The sequence below is a fragment of the Spirosoma oryzae genome (assembly GCF_003002825.1).
Lineage (GTDB): Bacteria > Bacteroidota > Bacteroidia > Cytophagales > Spirosomataceae > Spirosoma > Spirosoma oryzae.
Genome location: NZ_PVTE01000006.1, coordinates 1 through 19353, shown reverse-complemented (window position 1 = coordinate 19353; position 19353 = coordinate 1). Strand labels below are relative to the sequence as shown.

Annotated in this window: 30 protein-coding genes; 26 read left to right on the top strand and 4 right to left on the bottom strand. The window is 51.7% G+C overall.

All coding sequences use genetic code 11. From position 1 onward, the window contains the following. Window positions 1-29 precede the first annotated feature (29 nt). Together CLV58_RS08050 and CLV58_RS08045 are read right to left on the bottom strand one after the other, a co-directional pair. Entirely contained in the window at window positions 30-2840 is a 2811-nt protein-coding gene (locus CLV58_RS08050; protein WP_106137291.1) for a M14 family metallopeptidase, read from the bottom strand. 1633 nt (window positions 2841-4473) lie between these two features. After that, window positions 4474-4710 carry a hypothetical protein gene (locus CLV58_RS08045; protein ID WP_146141393.1) on the bottom strand — a complete coding sequence of 79 codons (237 nt, stop codon included), beginning with the start codon at window positions 4708-4710 and terminating at the stop codon, window positions 4474-4476. Window positions 4711-4738: 28 nt separating this feature from the next. On the opposite strand from CLV58_RS08045, the gene CLV58_RS08040 reads away from it, so the two are divergent. After that, window positions 4739-5230 carry a hypothetical protein gene (locus tag CLV58_RS08040; RefSeq protein ID WP_106137289.1) on the top strand — a complete coding sequence of 164 codons (492 nt, stop codon included), beginning with the start codon at window positions 4739-4741 and terminating at the stop codon, window positions 5228-5230. Here the strand turns inward: CLV58_RS08040 and CLV58_RS08035 are convergent. Both CLV58_RS08035 and CLV58_RS08030 read right to left on the bottom strand, forming a co-directional pair. After that, the gene (locus CLV58_RS08035; RefSeq protein WP_146141392.1) at window positions 5193-6518 is read right to left on the bottom strand and encodes a site-specific integrase; all 1326 of its coding nucleotides are present in this window, start codon (window positions 6516-6518) and stop codon (window positions 5193-5195) included. The two genes, CLV58_RS08040 and CLV58_RS08035, sit on opposite strands and share 38 nt — an antisense overlap. A 3-nt stretch (window positions 6519-6521) precedes the next feature. Further along, window positions 6522-7217, bottom strand: coding sequence for a S24 family peptidase (locus CLV58_RS08030; RefSeq protein WP_211300829.1), 696 nt, complete (start codon window positions 7215-7217; stop codon window positions 6522-6524). 154 nt (window positions 7218-7371) lie between these two features. On the opposite strand from CLV58_RS08030, the gene CLV58_RS08025 reads away from it, so the two are divergent. The 25 genes from CLV58_RS08025 to CLV58_RS07915 all read left to right on the top strand — a co-directional run bounded on the left by CLV58_RS08025 (window position 7372) and on the right by CLV58_RS07915 (window position 19264). After that, window positions 7372-7635 (top strand): hypothetical protein, encoded by a 264-nt coding sequence (locus CLV58_RS08025; protein WP_106137286.1) that lies wholly within the window; start codon window positions 7372-7374, stop codon window positions 7633-7635. A 20-nt stretch (window positions 7636-7655) separates the two neighbouring features. Continuing rightward, window positions 7656-7961 carry a MerR family transcriptional regulator gene (locus CLV58_RS08020; RefSeq protein WP_106137285.1) on the top strand — a complete coding sequence of 102 codons (306 nt, stop codon included), beginning with the start codon at window positions 7656-7658 and terminating at the stop codon, window positions 7959-7961. Window positions 7962-7982: 21 nt separating this feature from the next. Then, on the top strand, window positions 7983-8219 hold the full coding sequence (locus tag CLV58_RS08015) for a hypothetical protein (RefSeq protein ID WP_106137284.1): 237 nt from the start codon (window positions 7983-7985) through the stop codon (window positions 8217-8219). 167 nt (window positions 8220-8386) lie between these two features. Continuing rightward, complete coding sequence (locus CLV58_RS27980; RefSeq protein WP_146141390.1) at window positions 8387-8668, top strand: hypothetical protein; 282 nt, start codon at window positions 8387-8389, stop codon at window positions 8666-8668. Beyond that, a complete protein-coding gene (locus tag CLV58_RS08010) occupies window positions 8665-8952 on the top strand; it encodes a hypothetical protein (RefSeq protein WP_106137283.1) in 288 nt (95 codons plus the stop codon). Before CLV58_RS27980 ends, CLV58_RS08010 begins: the two co-directional genes overlap by 4 nt. A gap of 27 nt (window positions 8953-8979) precedes the next feature. Beyond that, window positions 8980-9360, top strand: coding sequence for a hypothetical protein (locus CLV58_RS08005; RefSeq protein WP_106137282.1), 381 nt, complete (start codon window positions 8980-8982; stop codon window positions 9358-9360). Next, complete coding sequence (locus tag CLV58_RS08000) at window positions 9347-9685, top strand: hypothetical protein (RefSeq protein WP_106137281.1); 339 nt, start codon at window positions 9347-9349, stop codon at window positions 9683-9685. Before CLV58_RS08005 ends, CLV58_RS08000 begins: the two co-directional genes overlap by 14 nt. A 13-nt stretch (window positions 9686-9698) precedes the next feature. After that, complete coding sequence (locus tag CLV58_RS28615) at window positions 9699-10388, top strand: pentapeptide repeat-containing protein (protein WP_211300828.1); 690 nt, start codon at window positions 9699-9701, stop codon at window positions 10386-10388. Then, a complete protein-coding gene (locus CLV58_RS07990) occupies window positions 10381-10644 on the top strand; it encodes a hypothetical protein (protein ID WP_106137280.1) in 264 nt (87 codons plus the stop codon). The genes CLV58_RS28615 and CLV58_RS07990 overlap by 8 nt, the downstream gene beginning before the upstream one ends. Continuing rightward, on the top strand, window positions 10644-11117 hold the full coding sequence (locus CLV58_RS07985) for a hypothetical protein (RefSeq protein ID WP_106137279.1): 474 nt from the start codon (window positions 10644-10646) through the stop codon (window positions 11115-11117). The genes CLV58_RS07990 and CLV58_RS07985 overlap by 1 nt, the downstream gene beginning before the upstream one ends. Before the next feature lie 6 nt (window positions 11118-11123). Beyond that, window positions 11124-11582 carry a hypothetical protein gene (locus CLV58_RS07980; RefSeq protein ID WP_106137278.1) on the top strand — a complete coding sequence of 153 codons (459 nt, stop codon included), beginning with the start codon at window positions 11124-11126 and terminating at the stop codon, window positions 11580-11582. A gap of 233 nt (window positions 11583-11815) precedes the next feature. Beyond that, a complete protein-coding gene (locus tag CLV58_RS27975) occupies window positions 11816-12046 on the top strand; it encodes a hypothetical protein (RefSeq protein ID WP_146141389.1) in 231 nt (76 codons plus the stop codon). Window positions 12047-12063: 17 nt separating this feature from the next. Beyond that, window positions 12064-12228 carry a hypothetical protein gene (locus tag CLV58_RS28305; protein WP_170108668.1) on the top strand — a complete coding sequence of 55 codons (165 nt, stop codon included), beginning with the start codon at window positions 12064-12066 and terminating at the stop codon, window positions 12226-12228. A 4-nt stretch (window positions 12229-12232) separates the two neighbouring features. Next, complete coding sequence (locus CLV58_RS07975) at window positions 12233-12547, top strand: hypothetical protein (RefSeq protein WP_106137277.1); 315 nt, start codon at window positions 12233-12235, stop codon at window positions 12545-12547. A gap of 1 nt (window position 12548) precedes the next feature. Further along, the gene (locus CLV58_RS07970; RefSeq protein ID WP_106137276.1) at window positions 12549-13151 is read left to right on the top strand and encodes a PDDEXK family nuclease; all 603 of its coding nucleotides are present in this window, start codon (window positions 12549-12551) and stop codon (window positions 13149-13151) included. Window positions 13152-13198: 47 nt separating this feature from the next. Further along, on the top strand, window positions 13199-14041 hold the full coding sequence (locus tag CLV58_RS07965) for a helix-turn-helix domain-containing protein (RefSeq protein ID WP_170108667.1): 843 nt from the start codon (window positions 13199-13201) through the stop codon (window positions 14039-14041). Beyond that, the gene (locus CLV58_RS07960) at window positions 13926-14855 is read left to right on the top strand and encodes a P-loop NTPase family protein (protein ID WP_170108666.1); all 930 of its coding nucleotides are present in this window, start codon (window positions 13926-13928) and stop codon (window positions 14853-14855) included. The genes CLV58_RS07965 and CLV58_RS07960 overlap by 116 nt, the downstream gene beginning before the upstream one ends. Window positions 14856-15167: 312 nt before the next feature. After that, window positions 15168-15869: a nucleoside triphosphate pyrophosphohydrolase family protein gene (locus tag CLV58_RS07950; RefSeq protein ID WP_106137272.1), complete on the top strand. Its 702-nt coding sequence runs from the start codon at window positions 15168-15170 to the stop codon at window positions 15867-15869. 1 nt (window position 15870) lies between these two features. Continuing rightward, complete coding sequence (locus CLV58_RS07945) at window positions 15871-17073, top strand: hypothetical protein (protein ID WP_106137271.1); 1203 nt, start codon at window positions 15871-15873, stop codon at window positions 17071-17073. Window positions 17074-17113: 40 nt separating this feature from the next. Next, a complete protein-coding gene (locus tag CLV58_RS07940) occupies window positions 17114-17314 on the top strand; it encodes a hypothetical protein (protein WP_106137270.1) in 201 nt (66 codons plus the stop codon). Between the two features lie 11 nt (window positions 17315-17325). Beyond that, a complete protein-coding gene (locus CLV58_RS07935) occupies window positions 17326-17724 on the top strand; it encodes a hypothetical protein (RefSeq protein WP_106137269.1) in 399 nt (132 codons plus the stop codon). A 36-nt stretch (window positions 17725-17760) separates the two neighbouring features. Continuing rightward, window positions 17761-18111, top strand: coding sequence for a hypothetical protein (locus tag CLV58_RS07930; RefSeq protein ID WP_106137268.1), 351 nt, complete (start codon window positions 17761-17763; stop codon window positions 18109-18111). A gap of 3 nt (window positions 18112-18114) precedes the next feature. Beyond that, window positions 18115-18492, top strand: a complete 378-nt coding sequence (locus tag CLV58_RS07925; protein WP_146141388.1) for a RusA family crossover junction endodeoxyribonuclease — start codon at window positions 18115-18117, stop codon at window positions 18490-18492. Then, window positions 18489-18827 carry a LytTR family transcriptional regulator DNA-binding domain-containing protein gene (locus CLV58_RS07920; RefSeq protein WP_106137266.1) on the top strand — a complete coding sequence of 113 codons (339 nt, stop codon included), beginning with the start codon at window positions 18489-18491 and terminating at the stop codon, window positions 18825-18827. The genes CLV58_RS07925 and CLV58_RS07920 overlap by 4 nt, the downstream gene beginning before the upstream one ends. Then, entirely contained in the window at window positions 18824-19264 is a 441-nt protein-coding gene (locus CLV58_RS07915) for a hypothetical protein (protein ID WP_106137265.1), read from the top strand. Before CLV58_RS07920 ends, CLV58_RS07915 begins: the two co-directional genes overlap by 4 nt. The last annotated feature ends 89 nt before the right edge of the window (window positions 19265-19353 follow it).

The window sequence follows — 19353 nt, the reverse complement described above, 5'->3', positions numbered from 1 at the left end:
GCCGTAAGGGTACAGTGAAATCGAGCAACTTACTCCGACAAGCCGTACAACTGGTTGAACAGAAGTTTAAACGTACCGTGTGCCTGTGCCCGGAAGGTGATCTCAGGCCCAAACGCGTATAGCCTACCGGCCCCGACGGGTGCCATAAATGCCGTGACGCCGTCGCGAAGATAGGCCTGTCCCCACGCCCAGCCGCTGCGGAGTGGTTTATCGTTCGGGAACCACATCAACGGCTTGACCAACCCTTTCGCGATGGCTTCGGGGGCCAGTTTGAACACCGGGCTCGAATCGAAATAAACGTCGGTCAGCGTTGGCATACCCCAGGTAGCCTGTTGGGTCGAGTCAAGGGTGACGCGCAGAATACTACCGGGAATAAAGTACTTCTCATTGTTGAGCGGTCGCTCCTGCCCGTTCGGCCCCATGTCGACCAGTGCGTTGCGTACCGGCAGACCCAGATGATAGGCCAGGTTTGTGCTCGTACCAATTGTCACGACCTGACCACCTGCTTCCATAAACTGCTTCAGTTGCGGTACCGACTTATCCGCCGTGATACGGCCAAGCCATGGGCGGTAGTCAGCCGGAATCTCTTCCGGTTTCGGCCCACGTGCAGCCGCTCCGCCGTATTCATTTTCGCCCCGCACATTACCGACCGCCGGAATAGCCCGGGTCACAAACACGATTACGTCATACTTCTTTTTCAGGTTACCCGCGTCAATGTCCTGCGCATAGACCAGTTGGGCCGGGTAATGGTACTGTTCCATCAGCCAGCGCACCCAGCCCGATGCCATCGATCCACCGTAGGTATCCCACAAACCGATGCGCATTGACGTTACCTTTTTCGCGTTACCCGGCCGCTTGCCCGTACCCGTTACGGTCATACCCGATGCGTCGAGAATTGATTTCGCTTTTGCCGATGCTGGTACGTAGAATGAACCCGCAGCAGCCTTACCGGCAGCCGTTGGCATGCGGTATACGTCGACACCCGCTTTCAACAGATCGTTGACAGCGATAAACGAATTGTTGATCTGACTATTCAGGACATACCCTGCGCCGGACCCGCTCATTTTGCTCGTCGGTGTTTGCAATTCACCGTACGGCAGTTTCTTGAACGGGCCATCGAAGGCCGTAAGCAGCCGGTCGAAGTCGACGTTCATCTGGTAGGCAAGTGTCCAGCCGGCGGCATCGTAAGGTCGAATTGGCGGGCCACCGGGATATTGAAAGTCGTTGGGGTGATCCTGCGGCTCGAACATATCCAGAATATGGGGCCGGAAAGCCTGATCGAGTTTGACAATGTACGACCCCGCCGGATACGTTTTGCCGGCTACGCTAAAATCAGCGGTTGCCTGCTGCACCTGAATTCCCGTTTTGATCAACGCATTGACAAACTTTACCGCCGTAGGCCAGTCCGTTTGGTTGGATGGTATGATGTATCCACGCGGGTCCCGCAACGACGAGTCTTTTAACACCGCCGTAAAGTATTTGACGGGCACCCCTTCCCCACGCGGAGCCTGATCGGAAACAGCCGTCGTACTGCCCGGCGTGGCGACGCCGACCGTAGTTGTACTGCTGGCGGGTGTTGCGCTGGCCAATGGCGTTTTCTTCTGATCGGCCTGATACAGTTCGTTGATCGACTCAACCCGCTTCGGCGACAGCGTCCAGTAATCCTGACTGCCCCGCTCAATCGAGTTCTTACCCATGCGGTAGATGTTGTACAGCAGTTGGTCGTGCTGACGGGCTGCGTAGTCGAGCACGGCATAGTTGAGCGATACCGAGTAATCGATCGACTGGCGGAATTTCCAGCGCTGGGGCGTCACCGGGTTCGGTGTATTTCCGTTCGGAATCAGCCGTGACGGAATCAGGGGAATGTTCTCCGGTGTCGGGCCACCGACGATTTCCGTCAGCAGGCCGATCATGTTGTGAAAGTGCGTCGTCGTACGCAGCCCGCCGTTGTACCAGGTTGAGAATACAGAACCGTTGAGCCGGGTGTAACCGGGCTTGTTCTCGGCGTTTAGTCGGTTGTACATGGCCGCCCCCACCGCGTCGATTCCCGTGATCATAAGCGGATCGAAGACGTAGTTGAACGGATCACGGTACGGAGGACCAGCCAACACCGATCCAGCCGGTCCACGCTGGTGGTGGTTGTACATGATCTGCGGAATCCAGTCGACGAATAGTTGTCGGCCAATATTCTGCGATTCCTTCAGGTTCATGATGTAGAAATCGCGGTTATTATCGTGACCGGCGTATTTCTCATACAGGCGAGGCAGGTTATCCAGCGACCGTTTCTCCGGCGTTGGGTTGCGCATGTACCAGTTCGACACCAGTTCCTGCCCATCGGGATTAGCGTGCGTCATCAGGATAACGACATTGTCGAGAATCCGCATTGTCTCGGGGTCGGTGCGGCTGACAAGCTGATAGGCCGTTTCGATCAGTTGATGCGTACCTACGGTTTCGGTGGCATGCAGCCCCCCGTCGATCCATACGACCGCTTTTCCCTCCTCGGCCATTGCCCGCGCTTGTTCCTCGGAAAGCCCCTCGGCCCTGGCCAGCTTAGTCGAGATTTCCTGGTACCGTGCCAGCTTTTTGTGGTTTTCGGGCGACGTAACGATCATCATAAATTGATCGCGTCCTTCTTCAGTCTTACCAATCACGGTCAGCTTGGTACGGGGTGACGCAGCCAGCTTTTTAAAATACGCTTCGGTCTGGGTAAAGGTCGCGAGTTGGTAGTCGTCGCCGATGTTGAAGCCGAAGTGTTCTTTCGGCGTCGGTACCGTTTGCGCCGATGCCGTCACGCGCAGCAGTAATGCTGCACTTAACGCAAGTAAAGTAGTACGGAACATAGAGTTAGTTTAGGCGAAAAAAGCCGCTGATGAACCAACTCACAATAACGCCATTTCCTACGGCTTACCTGTTTATTTACCATAGGAAATTTGGCCGAATGCCGCTTTTTAATGCGCGAAAGCCTGATATAGCTTAAACTGCTGCGGGGGTGTCTAGGTACAGCAATCACGTAGCCAGCTTGGGCCGTGGATCTCCGCTCTGTGGAATACGATTAGCGCACAATGTTCGTCGTTGCTGAGCGAACCGCACCAGCCACCGTAGTGAAATTGCCAACCCAATCGTAGCGGTAGTAGCGAAGCAAGTTGCAGTGAAACAATACGGTTGGCCTGTATAGAAGCGGACGACAGAGTAAAACGGGGCGTCGACGATTTTTTTCACGCAAATTATCAATCATCTACCGCACATTCGCCGATCGGCCAATCAACAGTTAGTGTCTATATAATCCAATTATATTCATATTTTTCACGTATAACAACGGGCTGTGATTGGTGGCGCGAAGGCTGGCTCCGCTGGTGGTGCCTGTGCAGTGCAATTGAGCTAACACCCCAGAATGTACTCAATGCCACATCGGCTATAACAGAGTATTAATGGCCGCAGCCAATTGCTTTCGATTAATGTACAAATCGGTAACCGCTACCACTTGGAAAGCCATGCACTACACTTCCCTATAGTTACTACTTAACAAAAATCATAAAAACTAAATTAGCTAATTAACACAAAGTTTACACTTTCCAAAGTAGCCCTCCCATTGGCTATCCGGTTCAGTCTGGCACAGAATGTACTAGTCAATGCCAAAGCACTGTCCGATGTTTATTTTATCAGCTATTGGTTTTCCTTTTCCACCCAAGTGGCAAACCATTTACTAATCAGATATATAGCGAATATAGCTTCGACCATTCTATACCTGATAATGTCTCACCACTACAAGTTCCTAAAAAGATAACGCTTAATATGGCCTCATTAACCGTCAGCAAAGTTGATCGAACTAACGGGACTGACTAACAATAACGGTTTCTACTGTAGCGAAAACCAAATACGGCATACTGTCAACTTGTTGTTCTAACAAGACAAGCCTTATACTGTCTCCATTATACAGCCTTATTCACGTCACTTTTTGAAAATCAATTCGATAGCTCCCAGAAAATTTTCATCTAGACCAATTTTAGTTACCAATCATTAACTATTATATGCCATATATTTAATGTAAAAAAATAATCGTAACTACTTATTTTTGCGTACCGGCCCTTCTTTAAAAGAAAATATTTATAAACTCTAGTCAAAACAGTTAATTATTTACACTTGTTGCCACATAATCTTCTGTAATTTATTACAGAATGTACTAATAGTATGTAAAGATTATGCATGTATAAATTGCTTAGTGATTGGTGAGTAACATTTATAAATTGAACTAAGTTAAAACCCTATATACTTCATCGCCTTGTAGTGGCAGCGTATTTGCTACTCTATGGCATCTACCGTACACTATGACGTATTGTTAACAAAGTCCGACAACTGCAATTAGTGCGTACTGTCCTTACCAGATTGCACTATTTTCTGTATAAGACTAGAACTTTTTCTACTCATATACAGATAGCCAACACGATCATCCATTGACATACGGGTCACCTGCCCCTACTGCCCCTGCCTTTTATCGGCCAGCATAGCCACTGCCGACGCCAGCAAACACAGCGCGCCCGCCTGAGCCAGCCCCGATGCGCTGCCGTTGGCGATGCTAACAAACTGATTCAACTGACTGCCGTAGTAGCCCGCCCCGATCAGGTCCGGCACAAACAAACTGACGACTGCCAGTACGATCAGCGCAACGCCCACGCCAGCGAACCCTACCGCATAGCTACGCATCTGTATCATCTAATCAATTATCTAAATCAACATCACCATGCAAGACCAACTCGTCACCCCCGAACTTTCACGCCAGCGCCTGCTCGCCATCGCCGACCACCTCGATAAACCGCAGGCGGAATTAATGAACAATGTATTCGACTTCACTTCCGTAATAGAAACGCACGGCTGTGGTACACTAGGCTGCGCACTCGGCGAGTACCCCGTAATTTTTCCTGACCACTTTGAGGTAAAGAAACACAATGGAAGCCTACATATTGTGGCAAAAGGAAGCGACACTTCTATTTGGTCTGTAAATAGAAAGTTCCTTGGCATACCTGATTCAGCAGAAGACCTTCTATTCTGTCCGAATCCAGATAGACAAGCCGAATATGATGGAGAAGATATGGATGAGGACATCTCCGATTTCGTTTATCTTTTCAATGAAGGCGTAAAAGGATTACCTGGCTATGCCACCAAGGAACAAGTAGCTGCCAATATCCGGCGCTACGTCATGGCGTTCCTGCCGGAGCAGGAGCAGGCGGTGTAGCCCAGGCCGACAGTATCTGCTGGTGCTTGTACGTGTCTGTGATGTGAACGTAGGCCATCGTCGATTCAATCGAACGGTGGCCCATCACCTCTTTCAATACCTGCACCGGAACGCCACGCAGTAGCGAGTTACAGGCAAAGCTGTGGCGGGCGACATGGGACGAGAGCACGCTGTACTTGGCTACCTGTTCACGTTCGGGCCGTCCCTTACGGTAGATGACCCGCTCGACAACCGAGTTGATACCCGCCTGCTGACCGATCTTTTTTATCCTTAGATTGTAAGCCGTGTTATTTAGCTGGTGCCCCCAGTCACCCCACGGCCTGCCGCCGCACCGTTCCAGTAAGTCGATCGCATAGGGAGACAGGGCTATGTTGACCATCTCCTTTGTCTTCTGCTGCTGCATGTCGATATACTGAAACGTTTCGTTGCCCATCTTGCCCGACCGCAAATGAACGGCCGCGTCGAAGCGGGCCAGATCGCTTACCCGCAGGCCGGTGTAGCAGGCAAAGCCATAGCAGATAGCCGTATCCCTGGCCCACTTCTGGGCGTATGGGTACGAGAGTATCTGCTCGATCTCTTCCTCGGTGCTCCAGTAGCGTGTCGATCGAAGCCGACTCGACGGCCAGTCGTCGATGTCCACCGGCAGGGTGTAGCCTTTCCTGGCTCCGTAGCGAAACAGTGACGCCAGCTTATTGACGTACATAACCACCGATGAATCGGCCAGTCCGTGGTCGTCGGACAGGTAGTTCATCCAGTCATTGATAAAACTAAGGTCGACCATCTCGGGCACCACATCGGGCGCGAACGACAGCAGATGATCCACCGGAGGGCGAAACATATCCAGGGTGCTCTTCGCCAGGCGCGATCGGTACTCGTGAATGTACTGTTCATGGAGCGCACGAACCGGCGAGACGGCGGGCGGCAGTATCGGCTCAACCACTGGTCGAACTAACTGGGTAGCCGTAAGCAGTGTGCCGTCTTTCGCAGCCTGACTAATCAGGTTACAGTACCCCTCAACCTCCGCTTTCCCGGGCATCGAATGGGTCAGCGCCAGCGGGTCGTAGGTCTGATGAATCAATGACTCGATTTTGGCAATGATCTGATTGCGGACAATGGCGTTGGCCGCCCGCGTCCTGATGCGCTGACGGCCCGCGTCCCACTCGTCTGGCAGGGCTTTCTGGTGGGTCGAGAATCGCACCCGGTTGCCCTGCCAGATCAGCACGAACTGAATCATCCGACGCCCGGCCTTGTCGGGCTGATCGGAACGTAGATAAGCCGTTAATTCCACAATCTACACGCTACGTTCTAACGAACCCACCACCTTCGCCACGTACTTAATCTCGTCTTTCAGCAGATGAACCGTACCGTAACGCCCGTTTGTCGAGTTGAGCACCAGCTCGCTGCTCTCGTCGCTCGACGTTTCGGCCAGACGCATCTCGTCGGGCGTCAGGATCGCGTAGATACCCCGGTCCAGATGGTCCCACTCCTTCTCGCCGATCGACTTTGCCAGCACCACCGAGCGGGCAGGCAGGGCAGGTAGCATGTTCGATCCAACCACTTCGAGCGCCACGTACTGATCGGGTTCCTGGGCTGGCTTACCCTGAAAGGCAGACTTCGCCACCGGATAGCGGGGCATGGCGTGCAGCGACACGGACGGGTTGTTGACAAAGTCCGGCATCTTTCCTGCCGGTACATAGGGTACGGTAAACACTTCCTCTGAACGCCGGACAACCTCAAAGGGCAACCCCTCGATCCTGGAAATTAGGCTCGTCAGTGCCACGTCCAGCTTGTCGGCAATATTCAGCAACGTTTCGAGCTGCGGGTTCCCCGTTGCCAGTAGCGATGAGAACCCCTGAGTGGTTCGGTAGCCTAATAATCGGGCAGCTTCGGTGAGACTCATGCGCTTTTCAGCCAGAATCTGCCGCATCACCCGCTCAAAATTGGTTATGGGTCGATCTGTTGACTCCGCTTTCATAGTTACTGCCATTAATTTCTACTTTTAAGTTGATTAATTTCTACTTATTAGCGTACTTTGGAGTATAAATGTAGTGTGTTATACGTGTAAGCACAGTGCAAAGGTAGTACAAAAGAGTACAAAAGAGTACGTAATTATACCTGTTTTGTTTTAATGTGTATTAACCATGAGCCAGGGAGAAGAACCAAACCAGAACACTGAACGCTTTCGGCGATCGTATTTCGCCCACGTTCGCCACCACAAACGCATCATTCGCCGGGCATGGATCGCCACGTTTCGGCCCGACATCGACGCCGAGGCCAACGATAACCCCGACGCCTGGAAGGATCGACTGACGGGTCGAACGCCGGTTCGGGAGTCGGAGGTAAAGTGGATCGAAGGCTTTGACCCACTAACATGGGAGACTACTCAAACCACGCAGGCCGCATGAGTAATTCCACTTACCCGCCTATGGTCATACTCGCTGGCGACCAACTGCGGGAACTGATCGCCAGCGAGGTGACGGCGGCCACCGCTCCGCTGATCGCCCAGCTCGAAGCCGTCGAACGAAAGCTGGCTACCCCCCGCCTGCGTTACAACACCCAAGAGGTGGCGGCTATGTACGGAATACGGGCACGCAGCGTTCGCGACTGGATACGCAACGGGCGGATCGACAAGAATGGGACGACCCACTTTTTAAAGGCCAGTGAACTGACCCACGGCAGGTATAGTATCAGCCTGGAATCGGTTCACACCTTCCTTTCCTTCTTTGAATAACTACCAAACCTACGAGAACCAATGAATCCAATCGCCAACGACGCCAAGTTTCTCTCCGACGCCACTGCCGAAGCCAAAGCACTGTTTGCTGCCGACGCCATCATCTGTATCCCCGTTTATAAAAACGACGATGGCATTGATATGACCGCCCCCATCCTCTTCGACGGCATCAACCAGGCGAGTGTTACCAAAATACTGCAAGCATCGCTCAAACAGGGGCGCAGTTGCCGACTTTGTTCTACCGAATCTAATCAATAGTATACACCAACACACCTAATTATGCTACGCTTTATCCTGTCTATCATCATTGTTATCACACTCGGAATGTTGGTACTCACCATGTTCCCAAAGGCGTCGATCCTTTGTTGTCTACTCGCCTTCGGTGTCGTCTCCGGCATCATTCGTTTCCTTAACGCAGACCAGCCATGAAGCTAACAGACTTACCAACTCCACTATTGTCGACCATAGAACGTTATGCGTCATCAGACGAGTGGGATAAACCATACTTGTTCGGAGATGCTTTGGTAAAGTTTGACGAAAACACGGCCAAGTTTACATTGCAATGCCCTGGTGGAAAAAAATACGAAGCCTTAACTCTACCAAAAGCTAAAGCAATTGCAGAAGCGCATTCACTACTTGGATGGGATTTAGAGTACTGTCAACTGGAAGTATACCTATCAACAAATTATCCTTGGCTATTTCCATGAAAGCCAGCGAAGCAATACCTAATCAGGAGTACTGGTTCGTCTTCTACGGGATGCGGCGGCGGGCGTTCTTTCAGGGGCCGTTGCTGCGGGGGCAGGAGACGGACATCAGTAAACCCAAGTCGTTCACCTTCTACTCCGAAGAGGATGGCAAGTACTACAAGATTGCCGCGAGCCACCCGGTAGCCGACACCGAGGTCGGTGGGCTGGAACTCTGGAGTGTCTACTGTCTGGAGCAGCACCACTCTGCCCAGTTCACGATCAGTGCAATGACAGAAACAACTTAATCAATTACCTAATCAATTCTATAAACCATGAACACCAAACCATTTAGTGTACAAGCGTACAATGAAGACGTTGCCATGCTCGGCGACTACCATGTCGAAACCAAGTCCGGCAAGCTGGCTACCCTCTTTACCGTGACAGGTGGCGGAGCCTTTCCGGTGGTAGGAAAGATTGCGGGCAGCGACAACGTCATCGTCTGGGGGCCGGACGGCCTCTACTCGGGGGCCAGCACGGAAGATACCAACCTGATCCTGGTCGAGAACCCACCCAAATCGCTGGGTTTTATCAACGTGAACGCGGGCGCTCCGCTCTTCAAGACGCGGAACGAAGCTGACCTGGCCGCTGCTGACGACCGGATTTCCTGCGTGGAAGTCTTTGCGCTACCCACCCATACCAATGTGCCAGCCTAACCACGGAGCAGGAACATCAGCCAGCCAGCTACTGCTGGTGTTCCCCTCCAGCATGGACGAGCGCGACATTATCCGGCTGGCTGAATGGTACGAATCCAGGTGCGGCGTCGACTTCGATGATGCGCTGGCAGTCGTCAGCCAAGGTGGCGATCATCCCTCGAACTACAGCATCGGTGAGCAGTACTACGTAGTCGAGCACCACCCGGTCACTGGTTGGCAGTGGATAACCCAGGTGCGAAAAGCCGACGAAGACCCTGACGATGACCGCACCCCTGACTGGGACGAGCGCGAGCAGGGGCTATGGGAGAAACAGAATTTTTGCTAATCAATTTTATACTATGAAGACCATCCAAATCAAACACCGCTACACAGGTGACGTATTGTTCGAGCATTCTGCCGAAGACAATAATCTTATTTTAACAATTCGTGAGGGCATTCGACAGAATGCCAACCTGCGCGGTGCCAACCTGAGCGGTGCCAACCTGAGCGGTGCCAACCTGAGCGGTGCCAACCTGAGCGGTGCCGACCTGAGCGATGCCGACCTGAGCGGTGCCGACCTGAGCGGTGCCAACCTGAGCGGTGCCGACCTGAGCGATGCCGACCTGAGCGGTGCCGACCTGAGCGGTGCCGACCTGAGCGATGCCGACCTGCGCGGTGCCGACCTGAGCGATGCCGACCTGAGCGGTGCCGACCTGAGAACCATTAAGCACGACCTATTCGCCGTATTGCTGTACGCCATACATGAAGTGCCGGGCCTTTTGTCAGCACTTAAAGAAGGTCGGGTCAACGGGTCGGTGTACAGTGGTGATTGTGCCTGTTTGGTTGGTACGCTGTGTAACGTTCGTCAGGTTTCAATCGAAACGGTTAAGCTATCCGGTATGCCGGTTGACTCATCGTCACCCATTGAACGCTGGTTTCTTGCGATCAAGCCGGGCGAGACACCAGATAATTCGCCAATTGTCAAACTTACCGTTGAGTGGATAGATGAGTTTATCCGGCTAACAGGTGTCACTCCCGCCCATGAATAAGCATGGCATCCAGGCGGGGGATACTCTCTACTACTCCAACCTGCACCACCAGCACATTACGCCACGGCAGTGGCGCATCGTCGTCGATCAGGTTGGCGATCAGTTCATCTTCTACCGATTCTCGACTGATACCCGCCCCTGCCGCGATCCGTGGCGCAAGTTCAACCTGACCTACAAGGAGTTTTGCAACTCGGTCCTGCGGCCCAACCTCGATCAGATCATTGTCAACCCATTACCCAGTCAAGTTCTATTCTAATGAAAAGCCCACACATCGGACACTTCTTTGCCCTGCTCGACGCCAACGGTGAGACGATCACCTACGTTCACATGGCAAATATCGGTATCATTCACGAGTCGGTTGACTTCGCCGAGTACAACGGGGTCAAACACCATAACGTATTCTCGCTCGATGGCAGGATACTGGCTTCGACACCAACCACCTTGCCCAAGCCAAAAGGATGGATCGAGGGGGTGATGTTCTTCGATCCGAACCAGTCGAGTCTGGCCGATGAGTTGGACCTGCCCGAACCATCGCTCGATGAGTGCGCCCCCTACAAAATCTGGATCAACCCGTCGATGCTGTGCAGCTACGTCATGCCTGAACAACGCCCGGTACTGGTTCAGAACAAACCCTACTGGCGGCTCATCCTGGAAGCAGGGGACCGGGAGATGGGCATCTACTTCACTGAGCATCCGTTCACTCCTGTATCTGTAGTACACAACAATTAATCATCTATGAAAACTGTCGATCAGATTCTGAGCGAGTGTCTGTCCAGCCATTCGTGGCAGGTACTTAATAACCAGCACGAGTCAGACATGCGTGGTGAAGTTGAAGCCGCCATGCGGGCGTACTACAATCAGCACATGGCCCCTATCCCACCGATTGACCTGTTCGATGTTACGAACGGGCAGTGGCAAACGGCATGGAATCTGGCGTTGGGCAACTACGTGAAAGGGCAGGTAGACCAAGAGCAGTCAAAGCTGGACTGCGATATGCCCTTCGGGAAGAAGGGTACACGGAGGGTAAAACTAAAGCTCGCCGAGTACGAGATGCACGTTTACGAAAACGGGTTTATAGATTGCTTCACGGAACATAAAGACGAATATAGCGGCGATTCGATGTATGATTCGGTTCCATTCGATGCGGGAAGTGTGGTCCACTACCTGAGATCGCTCGGACTAAAAGCATTCTAAAAATTTTAACTTCGATTTCTATTTATAAGTAGAAACTATTCTACCTTTAAGTTGTATATTTGGATACGCAACTGGCAATTGCGGAGTACATACAGGAGAGGAAGAAAGACAGGAGTTCAGGTATCGACCATACATGATCCCCCTGTAGTGTGTGTTAGCTGTCGGCCTCTCCGCAGCTTTCGTCCGCCAGACGACACACACTACAGGGGGATTCTTTTTGTCCCATCCAAGCCATGAATCAATTCATCTGTGTCACCCACGCCAATGAAGAAAGCGAAGGGCCAGTCTATATTAACCCTGGTCAGGTCGTTTACTTCCGCGCTTCGGTCGAGTATCCCGGTGGCTCCGTTATCAGAACGACAAGCAATCAATTGTTCGTGGTCAAAGAAAATCCCGAACTAATACAGACTCTGATCTCAGGCATGAAACGATCAGAGTCATCAGAGAAGACTACCCCTTTCTAATCAAAACTCTTACTCAAATGGAGCCAATCAAATGGACCGATGCGGAACGGCACTTCTTTCGCAACATCAGCGAAAATACCGCCCGCCAGATATGGAAGTCACATACGGGTCGCAACATCAGCAAGCGACACTCAGCGATTACGTGGTGCGTCGGCATGGGATACCTCACCATGAAAGCCTAACGCGATGATCGGTACACACTACAATACCAACGGCGTTTCTGGTGAGCAGAAAGCTGCCGCCACTGCACGATCCCAGTCGCAGGCAGAGAAAGTACTCCAGCTATTCGCTGACAACCCCAGCGTCAAGCGGGCGACGCCATCGCAGATTTACAACGGCATGGTCAAGCACCAGCTCATCACCCATCACGTACCCATCACCTCGATTCGCCGGGCCATCTCCGATCTGGTGAAGGGCGGTATGATGGTCAAGCTACCAGAGACAAAGCCGGGGCCGATGAAGCAACCCGAACATTTCTACTCACTCAAACAGGCCGCGTAGTATGGACATCTCAGAGAAAGACCTTGAAGATATGATCTTTGAGGCAGCACAAACAGTAGAGGGCCAGTCCGCTCTTAGAGACAGGGGCTTTCCAATAATAGGGAAAGTGCTTCGACAAGTAACCCTTTCTGATTATGGACGCGCTGACCTGCTTTCTATATCATGTAACAGGTTAAATATTAACGGTACACGAGGAGATCGGTACGTTACAATTAGAATTTACGAATTAAAGAAAGGCGAAATAGGACTCAGTACTCTTGGTCAAGTAGATAGATACAAAACTGCGGTAAGACATTTCGCAAATTCAATTCCTGAGTTAAAAGGAGTACACGTAGATATTTATGTCGTGCTGGTTGGAAGCAGCATAGAAAAGGGTAGTGACTTTTTGTACTCAGTAAATTCACGAAGCGACCTATATCTCTGTGAATATTCTTTTGGCATTGACGGGTTAAGGTTTACAACTTACGGAGAAGGTTGGGACTTCTGGCACAAAAAAAACGCAGCACATCCAACCATAAAGCTAACCACTTCTTTTTACAGGGACATGGTCAGGCTTTCTAAGTGGGGCAACGAGAGCGATATGTTTCAACTTGACAGTGAGTAAAACATATGGATCGTGAACCTACTCCGAACTACTTCGCCACCATCCCTATGGCGATATTAACAAACCGAAGTATCAGCCCGATGGCACGAATACTATACGGTGTGATCGTTTCACTCTGCAACACAGAGGGGTACTGCTGGGCAAGCAACAAATACTTCGCTGATCTTTTTTTGACAAAGAAGGATACCGTCTCAGCGTGGATAGGGGAGTTATCTACTGCCAATTATATCCGCGTTGAACTTCGAAAAGAAGAAGGATTTAAGCGTCACATACACCTATCGGATATTTTACCTATAGGGCTTAAAGGTGGTGAGCTATCGGATAAAAACCCTATAGGTACTGGCAAAAAACCGGATACCCTACCGGAGAAAAACCCTATAGCTATCGGAGAAAAACCCGACCATAATAATATAAGTAATAATAAAGCTGATAATAAAACTGATAGTGCTAGTGCTGTCGCACCAGCGAGCGACGCGCAACAGCCAACACCTGTTGTCAAAGAAGAAAAAAAAGAAATCCCCACTCCCCCTACCCCCTCTCCCGCCGAGCCGGAGAAAGACTTGCGACAACACTGTCTGGACTATTACCACAAACAGCCGGATAAGTATACCCCAGAGATGTACGCAGCCTTTATCAATTACTGGTCAGCTCCTATTCAAAACAGCAGCAAAAAATCAGAGATTGGAAAACCAAGATGGAAGACAGAAAAAACGTGGGACTTGGCCGGTCGATTAGCATCCTGGTTCAGTCGAGAAAAACCTAGCCAGCAATCCAATGGGAAACAATTTAACAACAGTCGCCGAGCTGGCCCTATCGTTGCCACACTCGCAAACAAGCCAGCCAGTGAGCAGCCTGGTACAGTATCAAGGTTTAATCAGCGGGTATCCTAGTCCCGGCTGGCCTGAATTAACCGACGACGAGATACGCGAGGCCATCGAAGCGGCACTTCCCCATGTACTGAAGACCGCTCAGAAAGAAAAGCACTACCGACTGGAGCGGGAGAAGCAAGCGTTGAAAGAAGCACAACTCAGTCACGTTCCTGAATCGCCAGAAGAGTTCTTTGTCGAGGTGCAGATCAGGGGCCGCTCACTCGCCAAGCGTGATGGGTGGCGCAAACCATTCGAACTGGACACCTGGCGCTGGCCGTACTACAAACTGCTCTCGCTCTACTTCATGGGCGACGAACGATTCGAGACGGAAGGTCCGGCGCTGCTGGGTTACGAAGATGGTTCATTCTCGCTGAGTAAAGGGCTGCTGCTGGCAGGTGGCGTGGGCGTCGGCAAGTCAGATATGATGCGACTCTTCGCCCGTAACCCCTGGTCACCGTTTCAGTTTGTCTCCTGCATTGATCTGGCCGTGGAGTATTCCGACAAAGAGAAGGGCGGCTCGAAGGTGATCGACCAGCACGTTGGGCCACGGCACACCGAGAAGCGTAGCTTCTACTACGGCCACGATTACATCGGCACCTGCTTCGATGACTTTGGGGCGGAGGGAGAAACCAGCTACATGGGCAACCGGGTCAACCTGATGGAGCTGATTCTGCAAGGGCGCTACCGAAACTGCCGGGGTCCGTGGACGCACATCACCACCAACGCCAGTGAAGCCGACATCAAAACCAACTATGACCACCGCGTCTACGACCGGATGATTCAGATGTTCAACTTCATCGAGTACCCTGCCGACACCCCCAGTCTTCGTTGTTAATTATCTAATCAATTTTATTAATCAATTTTATGAAAAGAATCCTAGTTGCTTCACTTGGCCTTGTGTTGTTCCAGTCGTGTGGAGGCCCGGTGCGAAAAAGAGAAGGCGAAGACATCGTCGATGTAAACGCTACAGAGATTAACAAGGTAAATAGTAGCATCCATTACACACGCGACCCACGCACTAACCTATGCTTCGCTGTACTAAACAATGAGGCTGACGGATTTCGCAATGTGTTCTCAATCGCCTGTGTGCCGTGCGACAGCCTAACCAAGATGCGAAGTGTAATCATCCTAAATAAGTAGCAATCCCATGCAACAATCGACAATGCAGATGGTGACCGAGTTTCACCAAACCTTTGATCCGCAGGCGATCCGCGATACGCCGGGGATGTGTGACCGCAAAACGTTTGATTTTCGTATTCGCTTTCTGACAGAAGAGTGTAGCGAATTGAATGATGCGCTGGAATGCGTTGATCGAATTGAGATTCTGGATGGGATAGGCGATATACGCTACGTCCAATACGGACTTGCACTCAATCTTGGTCTACAGAATGCTGTTGAGCAAAGTTCACTAAAACTAACCGAGCATGGTTTCATGGTAAGTACCTGCTTGGAACAGCTATACAATTCATTCGAGGCAATGGTATCGCCCTACAAAGCTGGCGATATAACTACACTGACTACGGTACTACTCGATTCTATCTACTGGCTTGATGAACTGGAGCGGGCGATGTCGGTGATCGTTTTCTTCGACGTGCCAACAGTTATGCCTGCCGTGATCGCAGAGATTCACCGGTCGAACATGACCAAGTGCTGCGCCAGTGAACAGGAAGCGATCATCTCCTGCAACCAACTCTACATGGATGGCACCGAATGCTATCATGTAGAGTGCAATGGCAAGTGGGTCGTGCGTCGTAAGTCTGACGATAAGATTCAGAAGCCATACGGATACGAGAAGCCGAACCTGGCTGCGGTACTGGAGTCGTTTGTAGCCACCACTTACCCACGCTGATATGACAACGAGCTTAACGTCACAGGTTCGCATCGGGCAGAAAGAACTGCTCGCTGCACTGCGGGTTGTCAAGTCTGTAACCAAAGACAATCCAACGATTCCGGCCTACGCCTATGCGCTGATTAAAGCATACCCTTCGGGTGCTATGACGATCATGGGCGGAACCGATACCCGAAGACTGACGATCCGTATGGCCGGGGCGATGGTCGACATGGAAGAAGATGAGTCGGAACTAGCCTACTGCCCCGAACTAAAGCCCACGCTCGATCTGCTGGCAGCTACGCCTTCTGGTCTGGTCTGGCTGGAAGAAGTTCATAGTACCGAACCGCAGTATGATAGCGTTCAGCTTCGGTTATCCAGTTCGGTTGGCGATGCAAAGCTGGCAGGTATGACGCCCAGCGACTATCCCCGCCTTACGATAACTAAAGGAGAACCTGATACACTGGTGCTCGGCGAAGGTGATGCACTGCTGCTGGCTGCCGCCCTCGAACGGGCGGGTAAATTCTGTTTGACCAGCACCGACATCTACCCCCACCTTGCCGGTGTGTGGATAAAAGCTGCCGATGGTAAGCTATCGCTGGAAGCCTCGGATGTGTATACTGCTACCATCGAAACGCTTGATATTCCCTGGACCTACGGCCCGATCCTGATACCGAGTGATAGTATCGACGGAGTTGTTTCGGTTCTGTCTTCGGTACTGGGTGGAGGTGAGACGGCACAGGCAACGCTCAAACTGCTACCAAGCTGGCTCGGCGTCGATACTAGTGAGCAGGAACTATGGGTCCGACTCTACGACTACAGGCCCGTCGAAATGAGTGCTCTGTTCCCGCTCGCCGATCAGCTCGACGTAACATGGGAGGAAGACCGTGCCGTGCTACTCGGCACGCTCGCCCGCATCACGGCGATGCCTGGCCTGACTATCAAAGGTGGTACACTGGGGACGCACATAGCCACGCTGACCAGCGAACGAATCGACTATGCCGACGAGTCCGGTAGCTACCAGATCGAGCAACCCATCGAGGGATGGGATGGTCCCGAACTCGACTGGATTTGCGGGGTCGACGTGAAGCGATTCATTCCCGTTATCAAACAAACACTTGGCACCAGCGTCGCTATCAGGCTGAGTAGCAGTGGTCGAAGCAAGGCGCTCCTGATCGAAGAGTCTGGTCGCCGGACGCTGCTCATGGCAAACTTTATTCGGTAATAAGTTTCGTTCCTAATCAATTCTCTAAACCAGTACAGCAATGCAAACGGCAATCCCATTTCCAAAAGAGTGTACCAAAATTCCAAACAAACGCCCCGGTGGGCAGCCAGCCCCGAGAAATATCGGAGTAACGATCAAACTTTCCGACCTGCCGATGAAAGACCGGGAACTGGCCGAAGCAGTAGCCGAGGCATTTGCCACGCACGGTTTCTCGCTTATCGAAAAGATTCGCAACCTGTAAGCTACCAAAACATGGAATCACTAGCGCAGTATTTCGCCGTCCGGCCAGCAGATGCCGGTAACACGAAAATGAATACCCTCTTCGGTATCAGCGATGATCGGGCTAACGAGTTCATCGAAGCCATGCAGCAGGCCGATCAGGCGTTCGAGGAACACCTCGACGATCTGGGCCGTGAGCAGTACGCGGCATCGGAGATGATCGCCTTCCTGCTTGCCGCCGTCGACCGGGTCTTCAAGCCGCAGTCACAGGCGGAAGGCTACTACGTGTACTTCGCCCTGGGTAGTCGACTCGAACAGGTCACATCCCAGCAGGTGTCGCTACCGCCCTTTGATTTCAATGAGTGGGTGGCCGAGATGCAGCAGCAACGCGAGCAACGTCCACAATCCAAGCGACCAATCGCAACAGCTTAATCAGTTTTATTTATCAACCAATCAACCACAAGTTTTATGCTTACTCCAGAAACATCCTACGCATCAATCGTAAACCCAACCGTACATGAGTTAAGTAAGGCTAAAATGTCTGACACGCTTGGTATTGACGAGTCAAGATCAGAGGAATTGAATATACTCTCTAAAAAGTATATTAAAGAATATTACGACAGTATCGAGGGCGACAAGGCGGTGATAACCAAGACGCTCGCGGCTTTGCTTGCCGCTGTTGATGAATTTGCTCCGCGCAATAAAAACGAAGAAGTATACGCTCTTTTGCTTATCGGCGATGTTCTCTCAAAGATTCGTCAGCAAGCAGAAAGACGTAGTGGGATTGGTATGTTGGCGGCACTATTAGGCGACGACTAGTCAATGATTACCAAACTCGTCATACCCGGTCGTTGTCCGATGAACAATGGCCGGGATGGCTTGCTTCGTATGCACTGGCGCAAACGAAATAAGCTCCGCGACTACTACCAGCTACTGTTCCGCACGCAGACAACCAATCGACATACGGGTCAGGTACGTATCGAACTGGTGCGTCACAGTACGGGTCAGCCCGCCGATTACGACGGACTCGTTTCATCCGGCAAGTTGCCGTTCGATGCTATGAAGCGAGCGGGGATCATCGTCGACGACAGCCCTGACTACATCGGTCAGCCCAGCTACAGCCAGACCAAAGCGATCAATCATAAGAGTCAGATGACGGTCATCCGTATCATCGACGTAGACCCAACCCACGCGCCATGATAAAACGAGTAACCGGTGCGCTGACAACCAAGCTGGACAAAATACAACACCTCCTAGGCGACGGCAACTACACCCAAATTATCTATACCGACCTGAGTGTCGACATATTCGCCCTCACGGTTCGCGTCTGCGTCGAGCGGCAACCCGCCCTGCTGCGCATCCACAAACGGTACGCTGTCAATCCAAAGTACGTTATTCGCTTCAACCGGATCAGTCGCATTGAAGCCACCGTCACCCTCTCCAATGGACTCGTACTGCCCGTGGCCCGCCGTCGTATCGAGCAGGTACGCCAGCAACTAACCGAATCGTTGACCGCCAAACAGCAAACAAAATGAATATCGACTTTGAAGTATTCAACCAGGCGACGCTCCCCTCACATTCACTGAGCGAAAGCGAGCCCGTCCCGTCGATCAGCATCCGAACCGATGGTGTGATTGCCTTCAACAACGCTGCTGCCACATTGCTTAAACTAGCCAAAGGTACACGGATCGGATTTAACCGGGACAAAAGGCACGGCGACTGGTATTTGAAACTGGAAGACCCGAAGGGATTTCCAGTTCGACAAACGACCACCCAGAAGGATAGAACCAAGCGGTTCAATCTATCGCACCGCGAACTGTGTAGTAGAATACGGGCTGACATAAAACATGATGGACTCATTGTTGTCCCGGTCAGCGAAACATTGACGGCTGATCTGTATCAGCTCGATTCTCGTCAGACAACGTCCCGCCCTGCCAGAAAGCTACCGGCCCGCAACAAAAAGAAGAAGTGATAACTGTACCGACCGCCTAAAGGCGGTGGCTTCACTAAAATTCGGCTAAAGCCGACTAAAGCAATATGGAACTCATAGAATATCAACGG

What these genes read in the sequence shown, in the direction of transcription:
- CLV58_RS07940 (WP_106137270.1), top strand. Translation starts at nt 17,114, where the DNA reads ATGCAAACGGCAATCCCATTTCCAAAAGAGTGTACCAAAATTCCAAAC.
- CLV58_RS07945 (WP_106137271.1), top strand. Translation starts at nt 15,871, where the DNA reads ATGACAACGAGCTTAACGTCACAGGTTCGCATCGGGCAGAAAGAACTG.
- CLV58_RS27975 (WP_146141389.1), top strand. Translation starts at nt 11,816, where the DNA reads ATGAATCAATTCATCTGTGTCACCCACGCCAATGAAGAAAGCGAAGGG.
- CLV58_RS07990 (WP_106137280.1), top strand. Translation starts at nt 10,381, where the DNA reads ATGAATAAGCATGGCATCCAGGCGGGGGATACTCTCTACTACTCCAAC.
- CLV58_RS08030 (WP_211300829.1), bottom strand. Translation starts at nt 7,217, where the DNA reads ATGGCAGTAACTATGAAAGCGGAGTCAACAGATCGACCCATAACCAAT.
- CLV58_RS07975 (WP_106137277.1), top strand. Translation starts at nt 12,233, where the DNA reads ATGATCGGTACACACTACAATACCAACGGCGTTTCTGGTGAGCAGAAA.
- CLV58_RS07915 (WP_106137265.1), top strand. Translation starts at nt 18,824, where the DNA reads ATGAATATCGACTTTGAAGTATTCAACCAGGCGACGCTCCCCTCACAT.
- CLV58_RS07965 (WP_170108667.1), top strand. Translation starts at nt 13,199, where the DNA reads ATGGCGATATTAACAAACCGAAGTATCAGCCCGATGGCACGAATACTA.
- CLV58_RS08045 (WP_146141393.1), bottom strand. Translation starts at nt 4,710, where the DNA reads ATGATACAGATGCGTAGCTATGCGGTAGGGTTCGCTGGCGTGGGCGTT.
- CLV58_RS08040 (WP_106137289.1), top strand. Translation starts at nt 4,739, where the DNA reads ATGCAAGACCAACTCGTCACCCCCGAACTTTCACGCCAGCGCCTGCTC.
- CLV58_RS08015 (WP_106137284.1), top strand. Translation starts at nt 7,983, where the DNA reads ATGAATCCAATCGCCAACGACGCCAAGTTTCTCTCCGACGCCACTGCC.
- CLV58_RS08020 (WP_106137285.1), top strand. Translation starts at nt 7,656, where the DNA reads ATGGTCATACTCGCTGGCGACCAACTGCGGGAACTGATCGCCAGCGAG.
- CLV58_RS08010 (WP_106137283.1), top strand. Translation starts at nt 8,665, where the DNA reads ATGAAAGCCAGCGAAGCAATACCTAATCAGGAGTACTGGTTCGTCTTC.
- CLV58_RS08050 (WP_106137291.1), bottom strand. Translation starts at nt 2,840, where the DNA reads ATGTTCCGTACTACTTTACTTGCGTTAAGTGCAGCATTACTGCTGCGC.
- CLV58_RS08025 (WP_106137286.1), top strand. Translation starts at nt 7,372, where the DNA reads ATGAGCCAGGGAGAAGAACCAAACCAGAACACTGAACGCTTTCGGCGA.
- CLV58_RS28615 (WP_211300828.1), top strand. Translation starts at nt 9,699, where the DNA reads ATGAAGACCATCCAAATCAAACACCGCTACACAGGTGACGTATTGTTC.
- CLV58_RS08005 (WP_106137282.1), top strand. Translation starts at nt 8,980, where the DNA reads ATGAACACCAAACCATTTAGTGTACAAGCGTACAATGAAGACGTTGCC.
- CLV58_RS07985 (WP_106137279.1), top strand. Translation starts at nt 10,644, where the DNA reads ATGAAAAGCCCACACATCGGACACTTCTTTGCCCTGCTCGACGCCAAC.
- CLV58_RS07950 (WP_106137272.1), top strand. Translation starts at nt 15,168, where the DNA reads ATGCAACAATCGACAATGCAGATGGTGACCGAGTTTCACCAAACCTTT.
- CLV58_RS27980 (WP_146141390.1), top strand. Translation starts at nt 8,387, where the DNA reads ATGAAGCTAACAGACTTACCAACTCCACTATTGTCGACCATAGAACGT.
- CLV58_RS08000 (WP_106137281.1), top strand. Translation starts at nt 9,347, where the DNA reads ATGTGCCAGCCTAACCACGGAGCAGGAACATCAGCCAGCCAGCTACTG.
- CLV58_RS28305 (WP_170108668.1), top strand. Translation starts at nt 12,064, where the DNA reads ATGGAGCCAATCAAATGGACCGATGCGGAACGGCACTTCTTTCGCAAC.
- CLV58_RS07930 (WP_106137268.1), top strand. Translation starts at nt 17,761, where the DNA reads ATGCTTACTCCAGAAACATCCTACGCATCAATCGTAAACCCAACCGTA.
- CLV58_RS07920 (WP_106137266.1), top strand. Translation starts at nt 18,489, where the DNA reads ATGATAAAACGAGTAACCGGTGCGCTGACAACCAAGCTGGACAAAATA.
- CLV58_RS07970 (WP_106137276.1), top strand. Translation starts at nt 12,549, where the DNA reads ATGGACATCTCAGAGAAAGACCTTGAAGATATGATCTTTGAGGCAGCA.
- CLV58_RS07960 (WP_170108666.1), top strand. Translation starts at nt 13,926, where the DNA reads ATGGGAAACAATTTAACAACAGTCGCCGAGCTGGCCCTATCGTTGCCA.
- CLV58_RS07925 (WP_146141388.1), top strand. Translation starts at nt 18,115, where the DNA reads ATGATTACCAAACTCGTCATACCCGGTCGTTGTCCGATGAACAATGGC.
- CLV58_RS07980 (WP_106137278.1), top strand. Translation starts at nt 11,124, where the DNA reads ATGAAAACTGTCGATCAGATTCTGAGCGAGTGTCTGTCCAGCCATTCG.
- CLV58_RS07935 (WP_106137269.1), top strand. Translation starts at nt 17,326, where the DNA reads ATGGAATCACTAGCGCAGTATTTCGCCGTCCGGCCAGCAGATGCCGGT.